Source organism: Kitasatospora sp. NPDC059327 (genome assembly GCF_042752535.1).
GTDB lineage: Bacteria > Actinomycetota > Actinomycetes > Streptomycetales > Streptomycetaceae > Kitasatospora.
Window position 1 is genome coordinate 1 of sequence record NZ_JBHYYB010000085.1, and the last position, 15,191, is coordinate 15,191.

12 protein-coding genes and 1 rRNA gene are annotated in these 15,191 nt (G+C 73.9%); 6 read left to right on the forward strand and 7 right to left on the reverse strand.

Annotated elements, in window-relative coordinates:
• Positions 1-75: ribosomal RNA gene (gene rrf / locus ACFXHB_RS34545) — 5S ribosomal RNA — on the forward strand; the annotation flags it as partial.
• A gap of 437 nt (positions 76-512) precedes the next feature.
• Here rrf and ACFXHB_RS34550 read toward each other — a convergent pair.
• The 5 genes from ACFXHB_RS34550 to ACFXHB_RS34570 form a co-directional block, all read right to left on the reverse strand.
• Entirely contained in the window at positions 513-1,823 is a 1,311-nt protein-coding gene (locus tag ACFXHB_RS34550; RefSeq protein WP_380579179.1) for a DUF58 domain-containing protein, read from the reverse strand.
• A gap of 37 nt (positions 1,824-1,860) precedes the next feature.
• Complete coding sequence (locus ACFXHB_RS34555; protein ID WP_380579232.1) at positions 1,861-2,769, reverse strand: AAA family ATPase; 909 nt, start codon at positions 2,767-2,769, stop codon at positions 1,861-1,863.
• Positions 2,770-2,891: 122 nt separating this feature from the next.
• On the reverse strand, positions 2,892-4,187 hold the full coding sequence (locus tag ACFXHB_RS34560) for a DUF4350 domain-containing protein (protein WP_380579182.1): 1,296 nt from the start codon (positions 4,185-4,187) through the stop codon (positions 2,892-2,894).
• Positions 4,184-4,831 carry a DUF4129 domain-containing protein gene (locus tag ACFXHB_RS34565; RefSeq protein WP_380579184.1) on the reverse strand — a complete coding sequence of 216 codons (648 nt, stop codon included), beginning with the start codon at positions 4,829-4,831 and terminating at the stop codon, positions 4,184-4,186. The genes ACFXHB_RS34560 and ACFXHB_RS34565 overlap by 4 nt, the downstream gene beginning before the upstream one ends.
• A 29-nt stretch (positions 4,832-4,860) precedes the next feature.
• Positions 4,861-6,057, reverse strand: coding sequence for a hypothetical protein (locus ACFXHB_RS34570; RefSeq protein WP_380579186.1), 1,197 nt, complete (start codon positions 6,055-6,057; stop codon positions 4,861-4,863).
• Positions 6,058-6,368: 311 nt separating this feature from the next.
• Here ACFXHB_RS34570 and mtrA point away from each other — a divergent pair, with 311 nt between their 5' ends.
• The 3 genes from mtrA to ACFXHB_RS34585 all read left to right on the forward strand — a co-directional run bounded on the left by mtrA (position 6,369) and on the right by ACFXHB_RS34585 (position 11,050).
• Positions 6,369-7,046, forward strand: coding sequence for an MtrAB system response regulator MtrA (gene mtrA / locus ACFXHB_RS34575; protein WP_030061806.1), 678 nt, complete (start codon positions 6,369-6,371; stop codon positions 7,044-7,046).
• Positions 7,047-7,176: 130 nt separating this feature from the next.
• Positions 7,177-9,189 (forward strand): MtrAB system histidine kinase MtrB, encoded by a 2,013-nt coding sequence (mtrB, locus tag ACFXHB_RS34580; RefSeq protein WP_380579188.1) that lies wholly within the window; start codon positions 7,177-7,179, stop codon positions 9,187-9,189.
• Positions 9,167-11,050, forward strand: coding sequence for an LpqB family beta-propeller domain-containing protein (locus tag ACFXHB_RS34585; protein ID WP_380579190.1), 1,884 nt, complete (start codon positions 9,167-9,169; stop codon positions 11,048-11,050). Before mtrB ends, ACFXHB_RS34585 begins: the two co-directional genes overlap by 23 nt.
• Here the strand turns inward: ACFXHB_RS34585 and ACFXHB_RS34590 are convergent.
• The gene (locus ACFXHB_RS34590; protein ID WP_380579192.1) at positions 11,038-11,847 is read right to left on the reverse strand and encodes a ComF family protein; all 810 of its coding nucleotides are present in this window, start codon (positions 11,845-11,847) and stop codon (positions 11,038-11,040) included. The genes ACFXHB_RS34585 and ACFXHB_RS34590 overlap by 13 nt on opposite strands.
• Positions 11,848-12,216: 369 nt before the next feature.
• On the opposite strand from ACFXHB_RS34590, the gene hpf reads away from it, so the two are divergent.
• Both hpf and ACFXHB_RS34600 read left to right on the forward strand, forming a co-directional pair.
• A complete protein-coding gene (gene hpf / locus ACFXHB_RS34595) occupies positions 12,217-12,909 on the forward strand; it encodes a ribosome hibernation-promoting factor, HPF/YfiA family (RefSeq protein ID WP_380579194.1) in 693 nt (230 codons plus the stop codon).
• Positions 12,910-13,124: 215 nt separating this feature from the next.
• The gene (locus ACFXHB_RS34600) at positions 13,125-13,871 is read left to right on the forward strand and encodes a response regulator (protein WP_380579196.1); all 747 of its coding nucleotides are present in this window, start codon (positions 13,125-13,127) and stop codon (positions 13,869-13,871) included.
• A 31-nt stretch (positions 13,872-13,902) separates the two neighbouring features.
• Here the strand turns inward: ACFXHB_RS34600 and ACFXHB_RS34605 are convergent, their stop codons facing one another.
• The gene (locus tag ACFXHB_RS34605) at positions 13,903-15,084 is read right to left on the reverse strand and encodes a winged helix-turn-helix domain-containing protein (RefSeq protein WP_380579198.1); all 1,182 of its coding nucleotides are present in this window, start codon (positions 15,082-15,084) and stop codon (positions 13,903-13,905) included.
• Positions 15,085-15,191: the final 107 nt, after the last annotated feature.

The window sequence follows — 15,191 nt, forward strand, 5'->3', positions numbered from 1 at the left end:
AACCCGGAAGCTAAGCCTCACAGCGCCGATGGTACTGCAGGGGGGACCCTGTGGGAGAGTAGGACGCCGCCGAACAATCATTCCAAAGAACCCCCACCCGATTTCGGGTGGGGGTTCTTTGCGTTTCCAGGAAGACGGGAGCTGCCTCCGTATTCCTTCGGGGGTGATGCCTCGAAGGGTGGCATTCCTGAGGCTGTTGCCTGGACCTGTCGGCTCGGACACCGATAGGGCTGCCGGCCGCAGAGGGAGGCAGGGAGACCTCGCCGCAGGGGCAGCCACTGCCCGGTACGGGTGCGGCCGCACGGTCCTGGCCGGGCCCCGGTCGCCGGTTTATCCAGGCCGGCCAGCGAGCGGGCAGCGTTGATCCAGGGCCGACGATGGTGACGACCCACCACTGATGCTCCGCTCTTCCCCGGGCCGGGCCGGGCCGCCCACAGCACCGTCACGGCGCCCGCGGTAAGGAGAGCGAGGCGACGAACAGACCGTGCCCCACGGGCGGGCCCGGAGGGGGCTCAGAGCCGGCCGGCGGCCTTCAGCGCGAGGTAGGCATCGGCGAGGGCCGGGGCCACCGCGGTCGGCGGGGCGTCGAGGACGGTCACGCCGTGGCGGGAGAGACGGTCCGCGGTGAGCCGGCGGTCGGCGCGGGTCTGCTCGGCGGCGGCCGCGCCGTACACGGCCTCGACGGTGCCGCGGCCACTGGCCAGTTCGTCCAGGTGCGGGTCGGAGACCGAGGCCAGGACGACTTCGTGGCGCTTGGTCAGGAGCGGGAGGAGCGGCAGCAGTCCGTCCTCGACGGGGGCCGCGTCGAGCCCCGTGAGCAGGACGATCAGCGAGCGGTGCGGCGCCATCTTGAGGGCGGTGGCGACCAGCGACCGCATGTCGGTCTCGTAGAGGGCGGGTTCCAGGACGGCCATCGCGCTGGTGAAGGCCGGCAGGATCTCACTGGGGGAGCGGCCTGCCACCGAGACGCGCTTGCGCAGGTCGTGGGCGAGCAGGTCGACCCGGTCGCCCGCCTTGGTGGCGAGTGCCGTGAGCAGCAGCGCGGCGTCGAGCGAGGCGTCCAGGCGCGGGGCGTCGCCGACACGGCCCGCGGAGGTGCGTCCGGTGTCGAGGACGATCAGGATGTGCCGGTCACGCTCGGGACGCCAGGTGCGGACGGCGACGGTGTGCCGGCGGGCGCTGGCCCGCCAGTCGATCGAGCGGATGTCGTCGCCGGGCAGGTACTCGCGCAGGGAGTCGAACTCGGTTCCCTGGCCCCGGGTCAGGACGGAGGTGCGGCCGTCGAGTTCGCGCAGTCGGGCGAGCCGGGACGGCAGGTGCTTGCGGCTGTTGAACGGGGGCAGGGCGCGGACCGTCCACGGGACGAGGTGCGAGCCCTGACGCCCGGCCAGGCCGAGCGGGCCGAGGGAACGGACCGTCACCTTGTGGGCGTGGTGGTCACCGCGCCGGGTCGGGGTGAGCACGGTGGTGGCCCGGCGCCGCTCCTGGCCGGGGACGCGCAGGCTGTGCCGGGACGCGGCGATCTCGGTGCCGCGTCGCCAGGCGGACGGGGCCCAGGCGTCGCGGACGCTGCCTCGGAGCGGGCGGCCGGCCGGGTTGGTGACGGTCAGTTCGACGGTGGCCGGCTCACCGAGCCGGACGGTGGTGTCGCCGCCCCGGGTGATCCGCAGACTGCGGACCGGGGCGGCGAGCACCAGGTCGACGACGACCGCGAGCAGCACAGTGCCGGTGACGGCGGCGATCCCGCCCCAGGACGGCAGGAGCAGGCCCACGACGAGCGCGCCGAGTGCGGCGAGCAGGGCGGTTCGCCCGGTGAGGGCCATGCGGTGCGCTCCTTCGTGAGCGGGGCGGGGCGGGCGGTCAGCGGGGGGCGGGCGTCTGGGCCAGGACGGCCTGGATGACGGAGTCGGCGGTGACGCCCTCCATCTCGGCCTCGGCGCGCAGCGCGACGCGGTGCCGCAGGGTCGGCAGGGCGAGCGCCTTGACGTCGTCGGGGGTCACGTAGTCGCGGCCGGCCAGCCAGGCCCAGGCGCGGGAGGCGCCGAGCAGGGCGGTGGCGCCGCGCGGGGAGACGCCGATGGAGAGCGACGGGGACTGCCGGGTGGCCCGGCAGAGGTCGACGATGTAGGCGAGCACCTCGGGCGAGACGGTGAGTTTGGCGATCTGCGCACGGGCGGCGGCGATGTGCTCGGGGCCGGCGACGGGGCGGACGCCGGCCGCGGCGAGGTCGCGCGGGTCGAAGCCGGAGGCGTGCCGGGCGAGGACCTGGAACTCCTGGTCGCGGTCGGGCAGCGGCAGGATCAGCTTGAGCAGGAAGCGGTCGAGCTGGGCCTCGGGCAGCGGGTAGGTGCCCTCGTACTCGACCGGGTTCTGAGTGGCGGCGACCAGGAACGGGGCGGGCAACGCGCGGGGCGTGCCGTCGACGGTGACCTGGTGCTCCTCCATGGCCTCCAGCAGGGCGGCCTGGGTCTTCGGCGGTGTGCGGTTGATCTCGTCGGCGAGCAGCAGGTTGGTGAACACCGGGCCGGGCTGGAAGGAGAACTCGGCGGTGCGGGCGTCGTAGACCAGGGAGCCGGTGACGTCGCCGGGCATCAGGTCGGGGGTGAACTGGATCCGCTTGGTGTCCAGGCTGAGCGCGGTGGAGAGGGTGCGGATCAGCAGGGTCTTGGCGACGCCGGGGACGCCCTCCAGCAGGACGTGGCCGCCGCAGAGCAGGGCGACGACCAGGCCGGTGACGGCGGCGTCCTGGCCGACCACGGCCTTGGCGATCTCGGCGCGAAGGGCGGTGAGCGCCTGGCGCGGGTCGTCGGTGGTCCCGGGGGCGTCAGGAGCGCCGTGGGTGGCGGTCGCCGTGCCGGGGGTGGTGAAGGGGGTGGCGGTGGCCTGCTCGGTCACGGCTTGCGTACCTGCCTTTCGAGGGCGTCGAGGTCGTCGGCGAGCCGCAGCAGTGCGGCGTCGTCGGTCGGGGGCGGGCCGTACAGGAGGGCCCGTACGTCCCCGGCGGGTCGGTCGGGGAGGCGGTCGGTGACGGCCGCGCACAGCGCGGTGGGGTCGGGTGCGCCGGCGTCGGGCGGGACGCCCAGGGTGGGCGCGAGGCGGTGGGCGGCTGCGCGGCGCAGGGCGTCGGCGGCGCGGCCCCGGGCCTTGGCACGGCGGTAGAGGCGGGCGCGGCCCTCGGTGGTCTCGGCGGCGCGGACCACGACGGGCAGGTTCTCGCTGATGACGGGGCCGAGCCGGCGGGCGCGCCAGAGCGCGGCGAGCACGGTGGCGACGGCGAGCTGGTACGCGGCCCAGCGCCAGCCGGCGGGGATGTAGTCGGTGAACTTCTTGTCGCCGCCGTCGAGGACCGGGGCGGTGTAGTCGGGCAGCTGCCAGGTGAGGTGGGGCTGGGAGCCGAGCAGGCCGAGCGCCAGGGAGGCGTTGCCGTCCTTCTTCATCAGCTCGTTGCTGAGGAAGTCGCCGCTGCCGAGGACGACGACCTCGCTGCCCTTGCCGGCCTGGGCGACGACCAGTGGGTACCCGTGGCCGCGCGGGTAGCAGCCCTCGCCCCGGCTGCCGGTGGTGTAGAGCAGACCGCCGAGGTGGGCGGTGCCGGCCCGGACGGCCTCGGTGAACGAGCACTGGGCGGCGGTGCTGCGGACGGCGGCGTAGGGGGCGCCGCCGCCTTCCTCGGAGGGACGGACGCCGGGGGCGAGCGCGCTGAGTGCCGCGGGACCGGGGGCGACGAGGACCAGCCGGCTGTGCCGGGCGGCGGCGACGGCGCGCAGCTGGTCCGCGTCGAGCAGGTCGGGCTCGGGGACGACGAGGGTGTCGTTGCCGGTCGAGCGGGTGGGGAGGTCGGCGGTGATGTCGACCTTGAGGCCCTGGCGCTGGAGCAGCGCGACGACGGCGTGGGAGCCGGAGGCGTCGTATGAGCGCGGGTCGAGCGGCGGGTAGCGGCGCTCCTGGTTGAGGCCGGCCAGGGCCGCGGCGGCGATCAGCAGCAGGACCACGGTGAGCAGATACCAGCGGGAGCGGCGCCAGAGGCCGCGGCCGGTGGGCGCGAGGCTGCTGGTGCTGGGGCCGCCACCGGAGGTGGGCCCGGGCCGCGGCGGAGCGGCGGGCGTGGGCGGCACCGGGGAGGCGGGCTCGGCGGGCGGCCCCGCGGGTGCCGGCGGCGCGGCCGGGCCGGGGGTGGTGCTGGTCATGCCGCTCCTCCCGCGGCCGGGGCGAACGCCGGGCGGGCGCGTTCCAGGGTCTGGTCGAGCTCGCGCAGCTGCTGGTAGGCGGCCCGGTCGGCGGTGTGCTCGCCGTAGGCGATGTCGTCGAAGGTGCGGGCCGCGGCGGCGAGGGCGGCGGCGTGCTCGGGCAGCGCCCGGCCGGCTTCGGCGGCGGCCTCGTCGGCGGTGCGGCCGGGGCGGGTGTCGAGCAGGGTGCGCTCCTCCAGGGCCCGGACGACGGCGCGCATCTGCTCGCGGACGGCCTCGGACCACCGTTCGGCGGCGGCGTGCCGTTCGGCGTCGGCCCGGTACTGGTCGGCGCCGCGCGGCCCGGCGGTGCCGAAGACGTCGAGGGTGGTGCGGGCGGCCCGCTTCGGCGTGCCGAACCGCCACCAGAGGGCGGCGGCGATCACCGCGGCGACCACCAGGAAGAGGATCAGGCCGGTGGTGCCACTGGTGCCGTCGCCGGCGATGGCGGCGAGCGCGTCGTCGATCCGGTCCATCACCCAGTCGTAGACCCGCTCCTGGAGGCTCGGGTCGTGCCGGTGGTAGTCCGCGTTGAGCAGTTCGTCGCGGGCGGCGTCGCGGGCCGGATCACGTGGAACCGTGACCGGAGCGCCGCCTGCCGCCAACGCTGTGTCCCCCCAGGTCGGCATCCGGTTCAGAGCCTCGCCGGGTTCGGGCCGGTCTGGTCGCCCCAGCCGGTGCCGCCGTACTCGGGCAGGCCCGCGGCGCGGGCGAGCTCGATGTCCAGGGCCTCGCGCCGGATCCGCTGGTCCACGTAGAGCAGCACGCCGATGGTGGCGGTGAACGGGATGGTCAGGGTGGAGGCGATCACACCGGCGATCGCCGTGGTGATCAGGACGGCGGTGGGCAGGGTGGCGGGGTCACCGGCGTCGACCTGGCCGGCCAGGTCGTCGAAGCCGAGGACCAGGCCGACGACCGTGAACGGCACGCTGATGATCCCGGCGACGATGCCGGCCATCAGTTGGCTGAGGATGTTGATGCCGAAGATCCGCCACCAGGAGCCGCGGACCAGCCGGCGCGAGCGGGAGAGCGCCGTCCGGACGCCCTGCTTCTCCAGCATCAGGGCGGGGGCGGCCAGGCTGAGCTGGATCCAGATCCAGACCGCGACCGGGACGCTGAGCAGGCCGACGACGAAGAGCAGGGCCGCGATGGCGGGCTCGTCCGCGCCGGTCAGCAGGTAGCCGATCATCGGGGCGAAGCCGAGCAGCACGATGCCGGCGCCGATCAGGCCGGTCAGCAGGGTGAGGCCGGTCAGCTGGAGCAGCCGGGGACGCGCGTCCCGCCAGGCGTCGCGGACGGTGGCGGACTGTCCGAGGATGGCGCGGCTGACCACCATGGTCAGCAGGGCGGCGGCGACGACGCTGAGCAGCATGGTCACCGGCAGGCTCACCAGGGCGGAGAGCACCGGGGTGAGGTCGCCGGTGTCACCCTTCACGGCCAGCTGGGTGCCGGTGACGGCGGCCTGTTCCACGACGGCGACGCCGAGCGAGAGGCCGAGCGTGGTGCGCCAGTGCTTGCGGATGGTGGAGACGGACCCGTCGAGGAGCTCGCCGAGGCCGAGCGGGCGCAGCGGGATGATGCCGGGCTTGGGACTGACCGGGACGCCCCAGCCGGGCTGTCCGTAGGGCCCCTGCGGCCCCTGGCCGCCGTACGGGGGGCCGCCCTTCCCGGGGCCGGCGTGGCCGGCGCCCCAGGCGGGGGGCGCGGCGGGCGTGGCGTGGGGTGGTACCGACTGTCCGGGCACGGCGGCGGACGTGTCGGCCGGGGGCCGGGTGTCGTCGCGGGGCGGCTCGGACGAGCTGGGCGAGGCCCAGCCCGGGGTGTCGGTCATCACTGCTCCTCGGAGGGGCGTCAGGGTTCGCGGGGCCGGGTGGATCTTCACCCGCGCGCAGCGCCCATCGTGCCATGGTGGCCGGACGGCCCCCCAGGGGTATCCGGTTGCTGAACGGCAACAGGGGCCCGCGGGGCGCCCGGTGCGTGGCCCGGACGTGGCCCGCGGGTGGCCCGTGGGGTGTCCGGGGCGGCTGGACCCAAGTCATTCGTCCGGTATGGCCGGAAATCGCCCAGGCTTCCAGTTGGCCGTTCTGGAGCAATGGGACTGCTGTGCGGCAGGTCACAATCCGGTAATGAGAAGATGGACGCATGAAGGGACGCGTCCTCGTCGTTGATGACGACTCCGCACTGGCCGAGATGCTCGGCATTGTGCTGCGTGGTGAGGGTTTTGAGCCGTTTTTCGTCGCGGATGGGGACAAGGCGCTAGCCGCGTTCCGGGAGACCAAGCCTGATCTGGTGCTGCTGGACCTGATGCTGCCCGGTCGGGACGGCATCGACGTCTGTCGGCAGATCCGGGCCGAGTCCGGCATTCCGATCGTCATGCTCACCGCGAAGACCGACACTGTCGACGTCGTGGTGGGCCTGGAGTCTGGGGCCGACGACTACGTCACCAAGCCGTTCAAGCCCAAGGAGCTGGTGGCCCGGGTTCGCGCCCGGCTGCGCCGCGCCGAGGAGCCGACTCCGGAGCAGCTGACCATCGGCGATCTGGTGATCGACGTGGCCGGCCACTCCGTCAAGCGGGACGGCCGGGGCATCCCGCTGACCCCGCTGGAGTTCGACCTGCTCGTCGCGCTGGCCCGCAAGCCGTGGCAGGTGTTCACCCGGGAGGTGCTGCTGGAGCAGGTCTGGGGCTACCGCCACGCGGCGGACACCCGGTTGGTGAACGTCCACGTCCAGCGGCTCCGGTCCAAGATCGAGAAGGACCCGGAGCGCCCCGAGATCGTGGTGACCGTTCGTGGCGTCGGCTACAAGGCCGGACCCAGCTGACGTGATGTACCAGGCTGACGACACCCCGTCGGAGTCCGCGACCGACGGGGGCCCCGCCGTGCGCGGAGACGTGCTGAGTTCGACCACGCGGAGCCGCCGCCGACGCGGGCCCGCCGTTCTGCTCGCACCGGTGATCCGTCAGCTGCGCCGGCCCCTGCACCGGGTGTCGGCGCTGTACCGCCGTTCCATCCAGCTCCGGGTGGTCGCGGCCACCCTGATGCTGTCCGTCGTCGTGGTGCTGGTGCTGGGCGTGGTGGTGGTGGCCCAGGTGCGCAACGGGCTGCTGAAGACCAAGCAGGACTCCGCGCGCAGCCAGGCCCGGGCCGGCTTCCAGACCGAGCTGAAGAAGATCGACGAGGCGAAGGACCTCCGGCTCAAGGTCGGCGCCGCCGCCGACCAGACGGTCGAGGACACCGGCACCTGGCTGCTCAGGCAGGTCGGCGACCTCGCGGCCAGCGGGCAGAACGTCTACTCGGTGATCGCCATGGTGCGCGACGGGAAGACCGTCCTGCCGGAGACCGCCGGTCTCGGGCCGCGCTACACCGGCGACATCTCGCCGACCAGCATCCCCGACCCGCTGCGGGCCAGGGTCTCGGCCGAGCCCGGCCAGATCTTCGACCAGCCGACGGTGATCCACCGGTCCGCCGACAGCGGCGGCCACACCGAGCCCGGTCTCGCCATCGGCATGCAGTTCACCGGCCCCAACAACATCTCCTACGAGCTGTACTACGTCTTCTCCTTCGGCCAGGAGACCGACACCCTCGGCCTGGTCACCGGGACCCTCGCCACCGCCGGTGTCTTCGTGGTGATCCTGATGGGCGGGATCGCCTGGCTGGTGGTGCGCCAGGTGGTCACCCCGGTCCGGATGGCCGCCGGGATCTCCGAGCGGCTGGCCGCCGGGCACCTGGAAGAACGGATGAAGGTCACCGGCACGGACGACATCGCCCGCCTCGGCGAGTCCTTCAACCGGATGGCCAACGCGCTGCAGGCGCAGATCCGCCAGCTGGAGGAGCTCTCCCGGGTGCAGCGACGGTTCGTCTCGGACGTGTCGCACGAGCTGCGCACCCCGCTGACCACCGTCCGGATGGCGGCCGACCTCATCTACGACAGCCGCGAGGACCTGGACCCGATGGCGGCCCGCTCCGCCGAGCTGCTCCAGGGCCAGCTGGACCGCTTCGAGTCGCTGCTCGCCGACCTGCTGGAGATCAGCCGGTTCGACGCCGGCGCCGCGATCCTGGACGCCGAGCCGGTCGACCTGCGCGAGATCGTCACCCGGGTGGTGGAGGCCGCCGACCCGCTGGCCCAGGCCAAGGGCAGCGCCGTGGTGATCCGCGGCGACGGCGAGCCGGTGCTCGCGGAGGTGGACTCCCGTCGGATCGAGCGCATCCTGCGCAACCTCGTGGTCAACGCGCTGGAGCACGGCGAGGGCCGCGACGTCGTGGTCCGGCTGGGCTCGGCGGACGGCGCCGTCGCGGTCGGTGTGCGGGACTACGGCATCGGGCTCAAGCCCGGCGAGGCGTCCCGGGTCTTCCACCGCTTCTGGCGGGCCGACCCGTCCCGGGTGCGGACCACCGGCGGTACCGGTCTGGGCCTGTCCATCGCGGTCGAGGACGCGCACCTGCACGGCGGCTGGCTGCAGGCCTGGGGCGAGCCCGGCGGCGGCTCGCACTTCCGGCTCACCCTGCCGCGCACCCGCGGCGGCGAGATCAGCCGGGCGCCGTTCCGACTGGAGCCGGAGGACTCGCGCAACAACCGGGGCCTCGGCGCGACCGGGGCGCCCTACCGGCGGGCGATCCGTCCGGGCGGTGCCACCGCGCTGACCGCCACCGAGGAGCCGGTCGTCCCGGAGACCCCGGAGGGCTCCGGGGGCAGCGGGTTCGGCAGCGGCCTCGGCGGTGTGCTGAGCATCGGTCCGGGGCTGGGTACCCGCCGGCTGCCCGAGGGGCCGCGGACCGACCCCTCGGACGTGCGGACCGCGGGCGCCGGGTACGGTGCCACCGGAGCCCAGGTCATGGTGGACCCGACGCCCGGGTGGCCGTCGGTGACTCAGCGGACGGCGGAACCGGGGACGGCGGAGGCCGTCTACGGCGAGGCCGGGACGGACACGGAGGGGTCGCAGCGTGCGAAGGACCAGCAGGACTGAGCCGCGGCTGGCCGCGGTGGCCGGCGTGGTGCTGGGCGCCCTGCTGGCCGGCGGCTGCGCGGCCATGCCGGACTCCGGCGGGGTCAGCAAGGTCGAGCTGGCACAGGACGCGGTGGACAAGAACCTCCAGGTCAGGGTCTTCCCGATGGCACCTCCCAAGGGGGCCAAGCCGCGGGACCTGCTGGCCGGGTTCCTGGACGCCGTCACCGCCGACGAGAGCTACGACACCGCCCGGATGTACCTCACGGACGAGGCGGCGGCGAAGTGGAAGCCGGACGCGCGCATCCAGGTGCTCTCCGCCACCCCCTCGCTGCCCTCCCAGACCGTGACCGAGGCCGAGAGCTCCTTCGCCGCCCCGGTGTCCGGCATGGTCGTCGCCGAGGTGGACGCCAAGCACTCGTACACCTTCCTGGACGGGCAGAAGGACGTGGACTTCCAGTTCGCGTTCGTCCGGGAGAAGAAGAGCGGCGAGTGGCGGATCGACGCGCTGCCCGACGGCGTGCTCATCAACGAGACCAACTTCCGCATCAGCTACCGCCAGGTGGACCGCTTCTTCTACGCGGCCGACGACCCGTCCGCGCCCGGTACCCCGGTGATCGGCAGCCCGGAGGTCCTGATCGCCGACCCGATCTACCTGCGGCGCCGAATAGACCCGCTGACCTCGGCCGCCAAGGCCGTGGTCGCCGGGCCGTCCGACTGGTTGGCGCCGGTGGCCCGGACCGCCTTCCCGCCCGGCAGCAACGTCGACCGGGTGAGCATCGACGAGGCCCGCACCGCCCACGTGGTGCTCGCCGGTGTCGACCTCGGCGGCACGATGCTCTGCAAGCGGATGGCCGCCCAGCTCTTCTACACCCTCGCCGACCAGGGCAAGGGACAGGTGGACAAGGTGGACCTGAAGGGTCCGCGCGCCGGCGCCGGCTGCCAGGTGGCCCGCGGTGACCTGCCCAAGACCGGACCCGGCGCGCTGACCGGGAGCGCCGCCCAGAAGCAGTTCTTCCAGCGGGCCGACAACGGCGTCCTGGTCGAGGCCCAGGAGACGGGTGACGGCAGCGCGGTGCGCGGCCCGCTCGGCCGGCCGCAGCCGAACGGCAAGGACCCGCTGGGCACCATCGCGGTCTCCCGGGACGGCGAGCGGGCCGCCGCGATCGGCGGCAAGGGTCACCAGCTCTACCTGGTCCCGCTGGCCGACACCGGACAGGCGATGCCCGAGCCGGTGCTCACCACCCCGGTCCGGTCCGGCCAGAAGGACGAGGACGGCCTGACCTCGCCCAGCTGGGACGGCCGCGGCGACCTCTGGGTGGTGGACCGCGACCCGCAGAACAGGCGGGTGGTGATGGTGCGGGGCAACCGGCCGCCGCTCACGGTGCCGGTCGACAGCCCCGACGGGCAGGTCCTGCAGGACCTCAAGATCTCGTCGGACGCCGTCCGGATCGCCCTGGTGTTCAAGGACGCGCGCGGGGCGCAGTCGCTCTGGATCGGCCTGGTGGTGCACGGCGGTACCCGGGAGGCGCCCACCGCGCGGATCACCGGGCTGCGCCGCGTCGCCCCGGCGATCGCCGAGGTCTCCTCGGTCTCCTGGGCGGAGGTCGACCAGCTGCTGGTGCTGGGCAAGGAGAAGGGCCGTCTGCAGCAGCTGCACTACATCAGCACGGACGGATCGCAGAGCAGTGAGGCCCCGCCCCAGGGCGGGGAGGGCATGGCCTCGGCCCAGGCGGCGGAGTCCCGGGTGGACACCATGGACCAGGCTCCGCCGGTGCTCGCCCGGCAGGGCGCCGACGGCAAGATCTACCGGTTGGTCAACAGCCAGTGGCGCGAGCTCGTCCTCAACTTCCGGGCGTCCTCCTTCATCTACCCGGGCTGAGCCGGTCCGCGGGCCGTGCCCTGATCGGGGCGGGGCCACCCGGTGCGCGGCCCGCCCGGGCGGTGGCCCGGCGGCCGGCCGGGCCGGTGCGGGACGGCGGCCGCGACGGTGGCGGCCGCCTTCGGCGGGAGCCCGGCGCGGGCCAGCGCCCGCGCGGCCTCGGCCAGGCTGGCGCCGGTGGTCACCAGGTCGTCCACCAGGACCGGCTGACGACCGGTCAGCCGGCAGTCCGCGCGGGGCAGCACGGTGAGCGCGCCGTGCAGATTGCGCCGGCGCTCGGCGGCACTGAGGCCGGCCTGGTCCGCGACCGGGCGGGTGTGCCGCAGCAGGGGCGCGGCCCGGACGTCCAGCCCGGCCCGGCGCAGCGACCGGGCGGCGGCGCCGGCCAGCCGCAGCGTCGGATCGTGGCCGCGGGCCCGGACGGCGGAGCGGGCGGAGGGCATCGGCACCAGCAGCAGCGGCGCCAGCCCGGCCCGCGGCCCGAGCGAGGAGCGCACGGCCCGGGCGAGTGCTTCGCCGAGCGGCCCGGCCAGTCGTAGCGCGCCGCGCTCCTTGTGCGCGAGCAGCAGCTGCCGGACCGGGTCGGCGTAGGGGGCGGCGGCGTGCACCCAGGGCAGCGTGGTCGGCCCGGGGCGGGCCGTGGCCAGGACGTGGCGGCAGGCCGGGCAGAGCTGGGCGCGGTCCGTGCCGCAGCCGGCGCAGCGGGCCGGCAGCAGCACCTCCAGCAGACCGGCCAGTGCGTGGCCGAACGGCCCTTGGGCGGCGGGCGGACGGGTGGGGGCGGGGGTGGGCGGCACGGCTGCTCCTGGCGGCGGCAGGCACGGAGAGTGAGCAAAGGATGCGCCGTACGGGGGGTGTTGTCCAGGTATTTACCCATGCTTCACTCGCAAGAGGGTAGACAGGGTGCAACAGCTTGACCGCCAGCCCACGGCATCGGGTCATACCCGTATTCCCGCTTGGGGAGGCGAAAACCCCGTGTGAGGTGTTCGATGAGGCTCCAGGGGGTTTCAACCGTCCCTGGTGGGGAGGAAGTGAGATGAGGGCCAGTCGTTTCCGTCGCTCGCGGCGGAGGCGGAGGGCTAGCAGTGGATTGGCTGGTCCGGCTGGGTCTCAGCCCGATCCGGTAGCACCCGGATCGGCGTCAGCACGAGGGATCGGAGTTCTGCGTGGACATCGTCGTCAAGGGCCGCAAGACCGAGGTGCCCAAGAGGTTCCGCGAGCACGTGGCCGAGAAGCTGGAGAAGGTCCAGAAGTTCGACGGCAAGGTGATCAGCCTCGACGTCGAGGTGTCCAAGGAGCACAACCCGCGTCAGGCCGACCGGTCCGAGCGGGTGGAGATCACTCTCCGTACCCGCGGTCCGGTGATCCGGGCCGAGGCCGCCGCCGGCGACCCGTACGCGGCGCTCGACCTGGCTTCGGCGAAGCTCGACGCGCAGCTGCGCAAGTCCGCGGACCGGCGCCGGGTGCACAAGGGCGGCAACGGCCGCACTCCCATCAGCGTCGCCGAGGCGACCGCGGCCCTGGCCGCGCTGCCCGAGACGACGCGGCAGGAGAGCGAGACCAACGGAGCCGTCCGCAAGACCATGATGGGATCCCTGGAAGTGGAGGGCGAAGGCCCGCTGGTGGTCCGGGAGAAGACCCACCCGGCCGCCCCCATGGCGCTGGACCAGGCGCTCTACGAGATGGAACTGGTCGGCCACGACTTCTACCTGTTCGTGGAGAAGGACAGTGGCCTGCCGAGCGTCGTCTACCGCCGGCACGGTTACAACTACGGCGTCATCCACCTGCAGGCCGACGGATCGGCCGGTCCGGGTGGCGGTGCCGGCGGCGCGATCGGTGGAGCCGACGACGAGGACTGATCGTCCGAGCAGTGCGGGAGAGGTGACCCCGGCGGCCGTGCCGCCGGGGTCACCGGCGTTCCGGGGCGTTCCGGGGGCGGGGTGGCACCGGGCCGGGGGCGGTCCGGGACACCGGGTGTCACCCGAAGCGGGGGAATCGGCGTCGGAGGGTGACCGGAGGACGTCCGAGGCGTGGAATGATTGGCGAACGACGACCGGCGACGGGGGAGGAGCGGATGGGGGATCACTTCGGGCTGGGGCCGGCCGGGGGGGTGGCGCGGAGGTCGGGGGAGGACCTCGACTACGCCCCGCACCGGAGGGAGCCGATCCGCGTCCTGGTGGTGGACGACCACGCGCTGTTCCGCCGAGGCCTGGAGATCGTGCTCGCCGAGGAGGAGGACATCACGGTCGTCGGGGAGGCGGGGGACGGCGCGGAGGCCGTGCTGAAGGCCGCCGACCTGCTGCCCGACATCATTCTGATGGATGTTCGGATGCCCCGCCGCAGCGGGATCGAGGCCTGCACCGCGATCAAGGACGTGGCGCCCAGCACCAAGATCATCATGTTGACGATAAGCGACGAGGAAGCCGACCTCTACGAGGCGATCAAGGCGGGGGCGACCGGCTACCTGCTCAAGGAGATCTCCACGGACGAGGTCGCCACCGCGATCCGGGCGGTCGCCGACGGGCAGTCGCAGATCAGCCCGTCGATGGCCTCCAAGCTGCTCACCGAGTTCAAGTCGATGATCCAGCGCCGCTCCGACGACCGGGACCTGGTGCCCGCGCCCCGGTTGACCGACCGGGAGTTGGAGGTGTTGAAGCTGGTGGCCACCGGGATGAACAACCGGGAGATCGCCAAGGAGCTGTTCATCAGCGAGAACACCGTGAAGAACCACGTCCGCAACATCCTGGAGAAGCTCCAGCTGCACTCGCGGATGGAGGCCGTGGTCTACGCGATGCGGGAGAAGATCCTCGAAATAGGGTGACGGCGGAGCCGGTCCCCCGGTCGGACCGGGCTCAGTCGGCCAGCGACCGGTCCAGCGCCGGGCGCAGCGCCTCGTCGTGCAGGGCCTCCACCCGGACGCTGTCGCAGCCCACCCAGGAGGCCGCCTCGCGCAGGGCGCCGGCCAGCGCCTCGACGTGCCGCGCGGAGTCCAGCGAGACCTGACGGGCCACCAGCGTCCGCCCCTCCCGGGCCGGATCGACCCGGCCGACCAGTCGTCCGCCGGTCAGCACCGGCATCGCGAAGTAGCCGTGCACCCGCTTGTGCTTGGGGGTGTACGCCTCCAGCCGGTGCGTCATGCCGAAGATCCGCTCGGTGCGCGCGCGGTCCCAGACCAGCGAGTCGAACGGGGAGAGCAGCGTGGTGCGGTGTCGGCCGCGCGGCGCGGTGGCGAGTGCGGCCGGATCGGCCCAGGCGGCGGCGGGGGCGCCGGCCGGGCCCCAGCCCGCGACCTCCACCGGGACCAGGCCGGAGTCGGCGAGCACCGAGTCCAGCTGCTCGGCCTTCAATCGGTGGTAGTCCAGCAGATCGGCCCGGGTGGCCACGCCGAGTGCGGCGCCGGCCTGGGCGACCAGGGTGCGCAGGCACTCCTCGTCGGTCGGATCCGGCTCGAACAGGTCGGCGGGGACGGCCTGTTCGGCCAGCGCGTAGACGCGCTTCCAGCTCCGGCGCTCGGTGCAGACCACGTCGCCGAAGGCCAGCGCCCGCTCCACCGCGATCTTGGTGTCGGACCAGTCCCACCAGTCGGCCGTCCGCTTGGCGCCGCCCAGCTCGGTCGAGGTGAGCGGCCCCTCGTCGCGCAGCTTGGCCAGGACGGACCGGTAGGTGGCGGCGTCCACCTGCATGCCCCAGACGTGGGCGCGCTCGCGGTAGCGGCGGCGGCGGAACGCGAACAGCGGCCACTCCTCGATCGGCAGGATGCAGGCCGCGTGCGACCAGTACTCGAAGCTCGCCCCGGCCGCCCAGTAGGCGGCTTCCACGGCGGGCCGGCCGACGGCGCCGAGCCGCGCGTACGGGATCAGCTCGTGCGAGCGGGCCAGCACCGAGATGGTGTCGAGCTGCACGGCGCCGAGGTGGCGCAGCACCCCGCGTACGCCGCCCCGGCGGTCCGGCGCGCCGAGCAGGCCCTGGGCGCGCAGGGCGATGCGGCGGGCCTCGTCGGCGCTCAGGGTCGTGGCGGGAGTCGTGGCGGTCATGTCGGCGAGGGTAGACCGCGGCACCGACAATGCCCCGGCCCGGAGTCGTGGCCGGGTGGTGCGGGGCCACGGGGCGGCCGCCGGGCCGGGGGCGGTGGTGGGCGCGG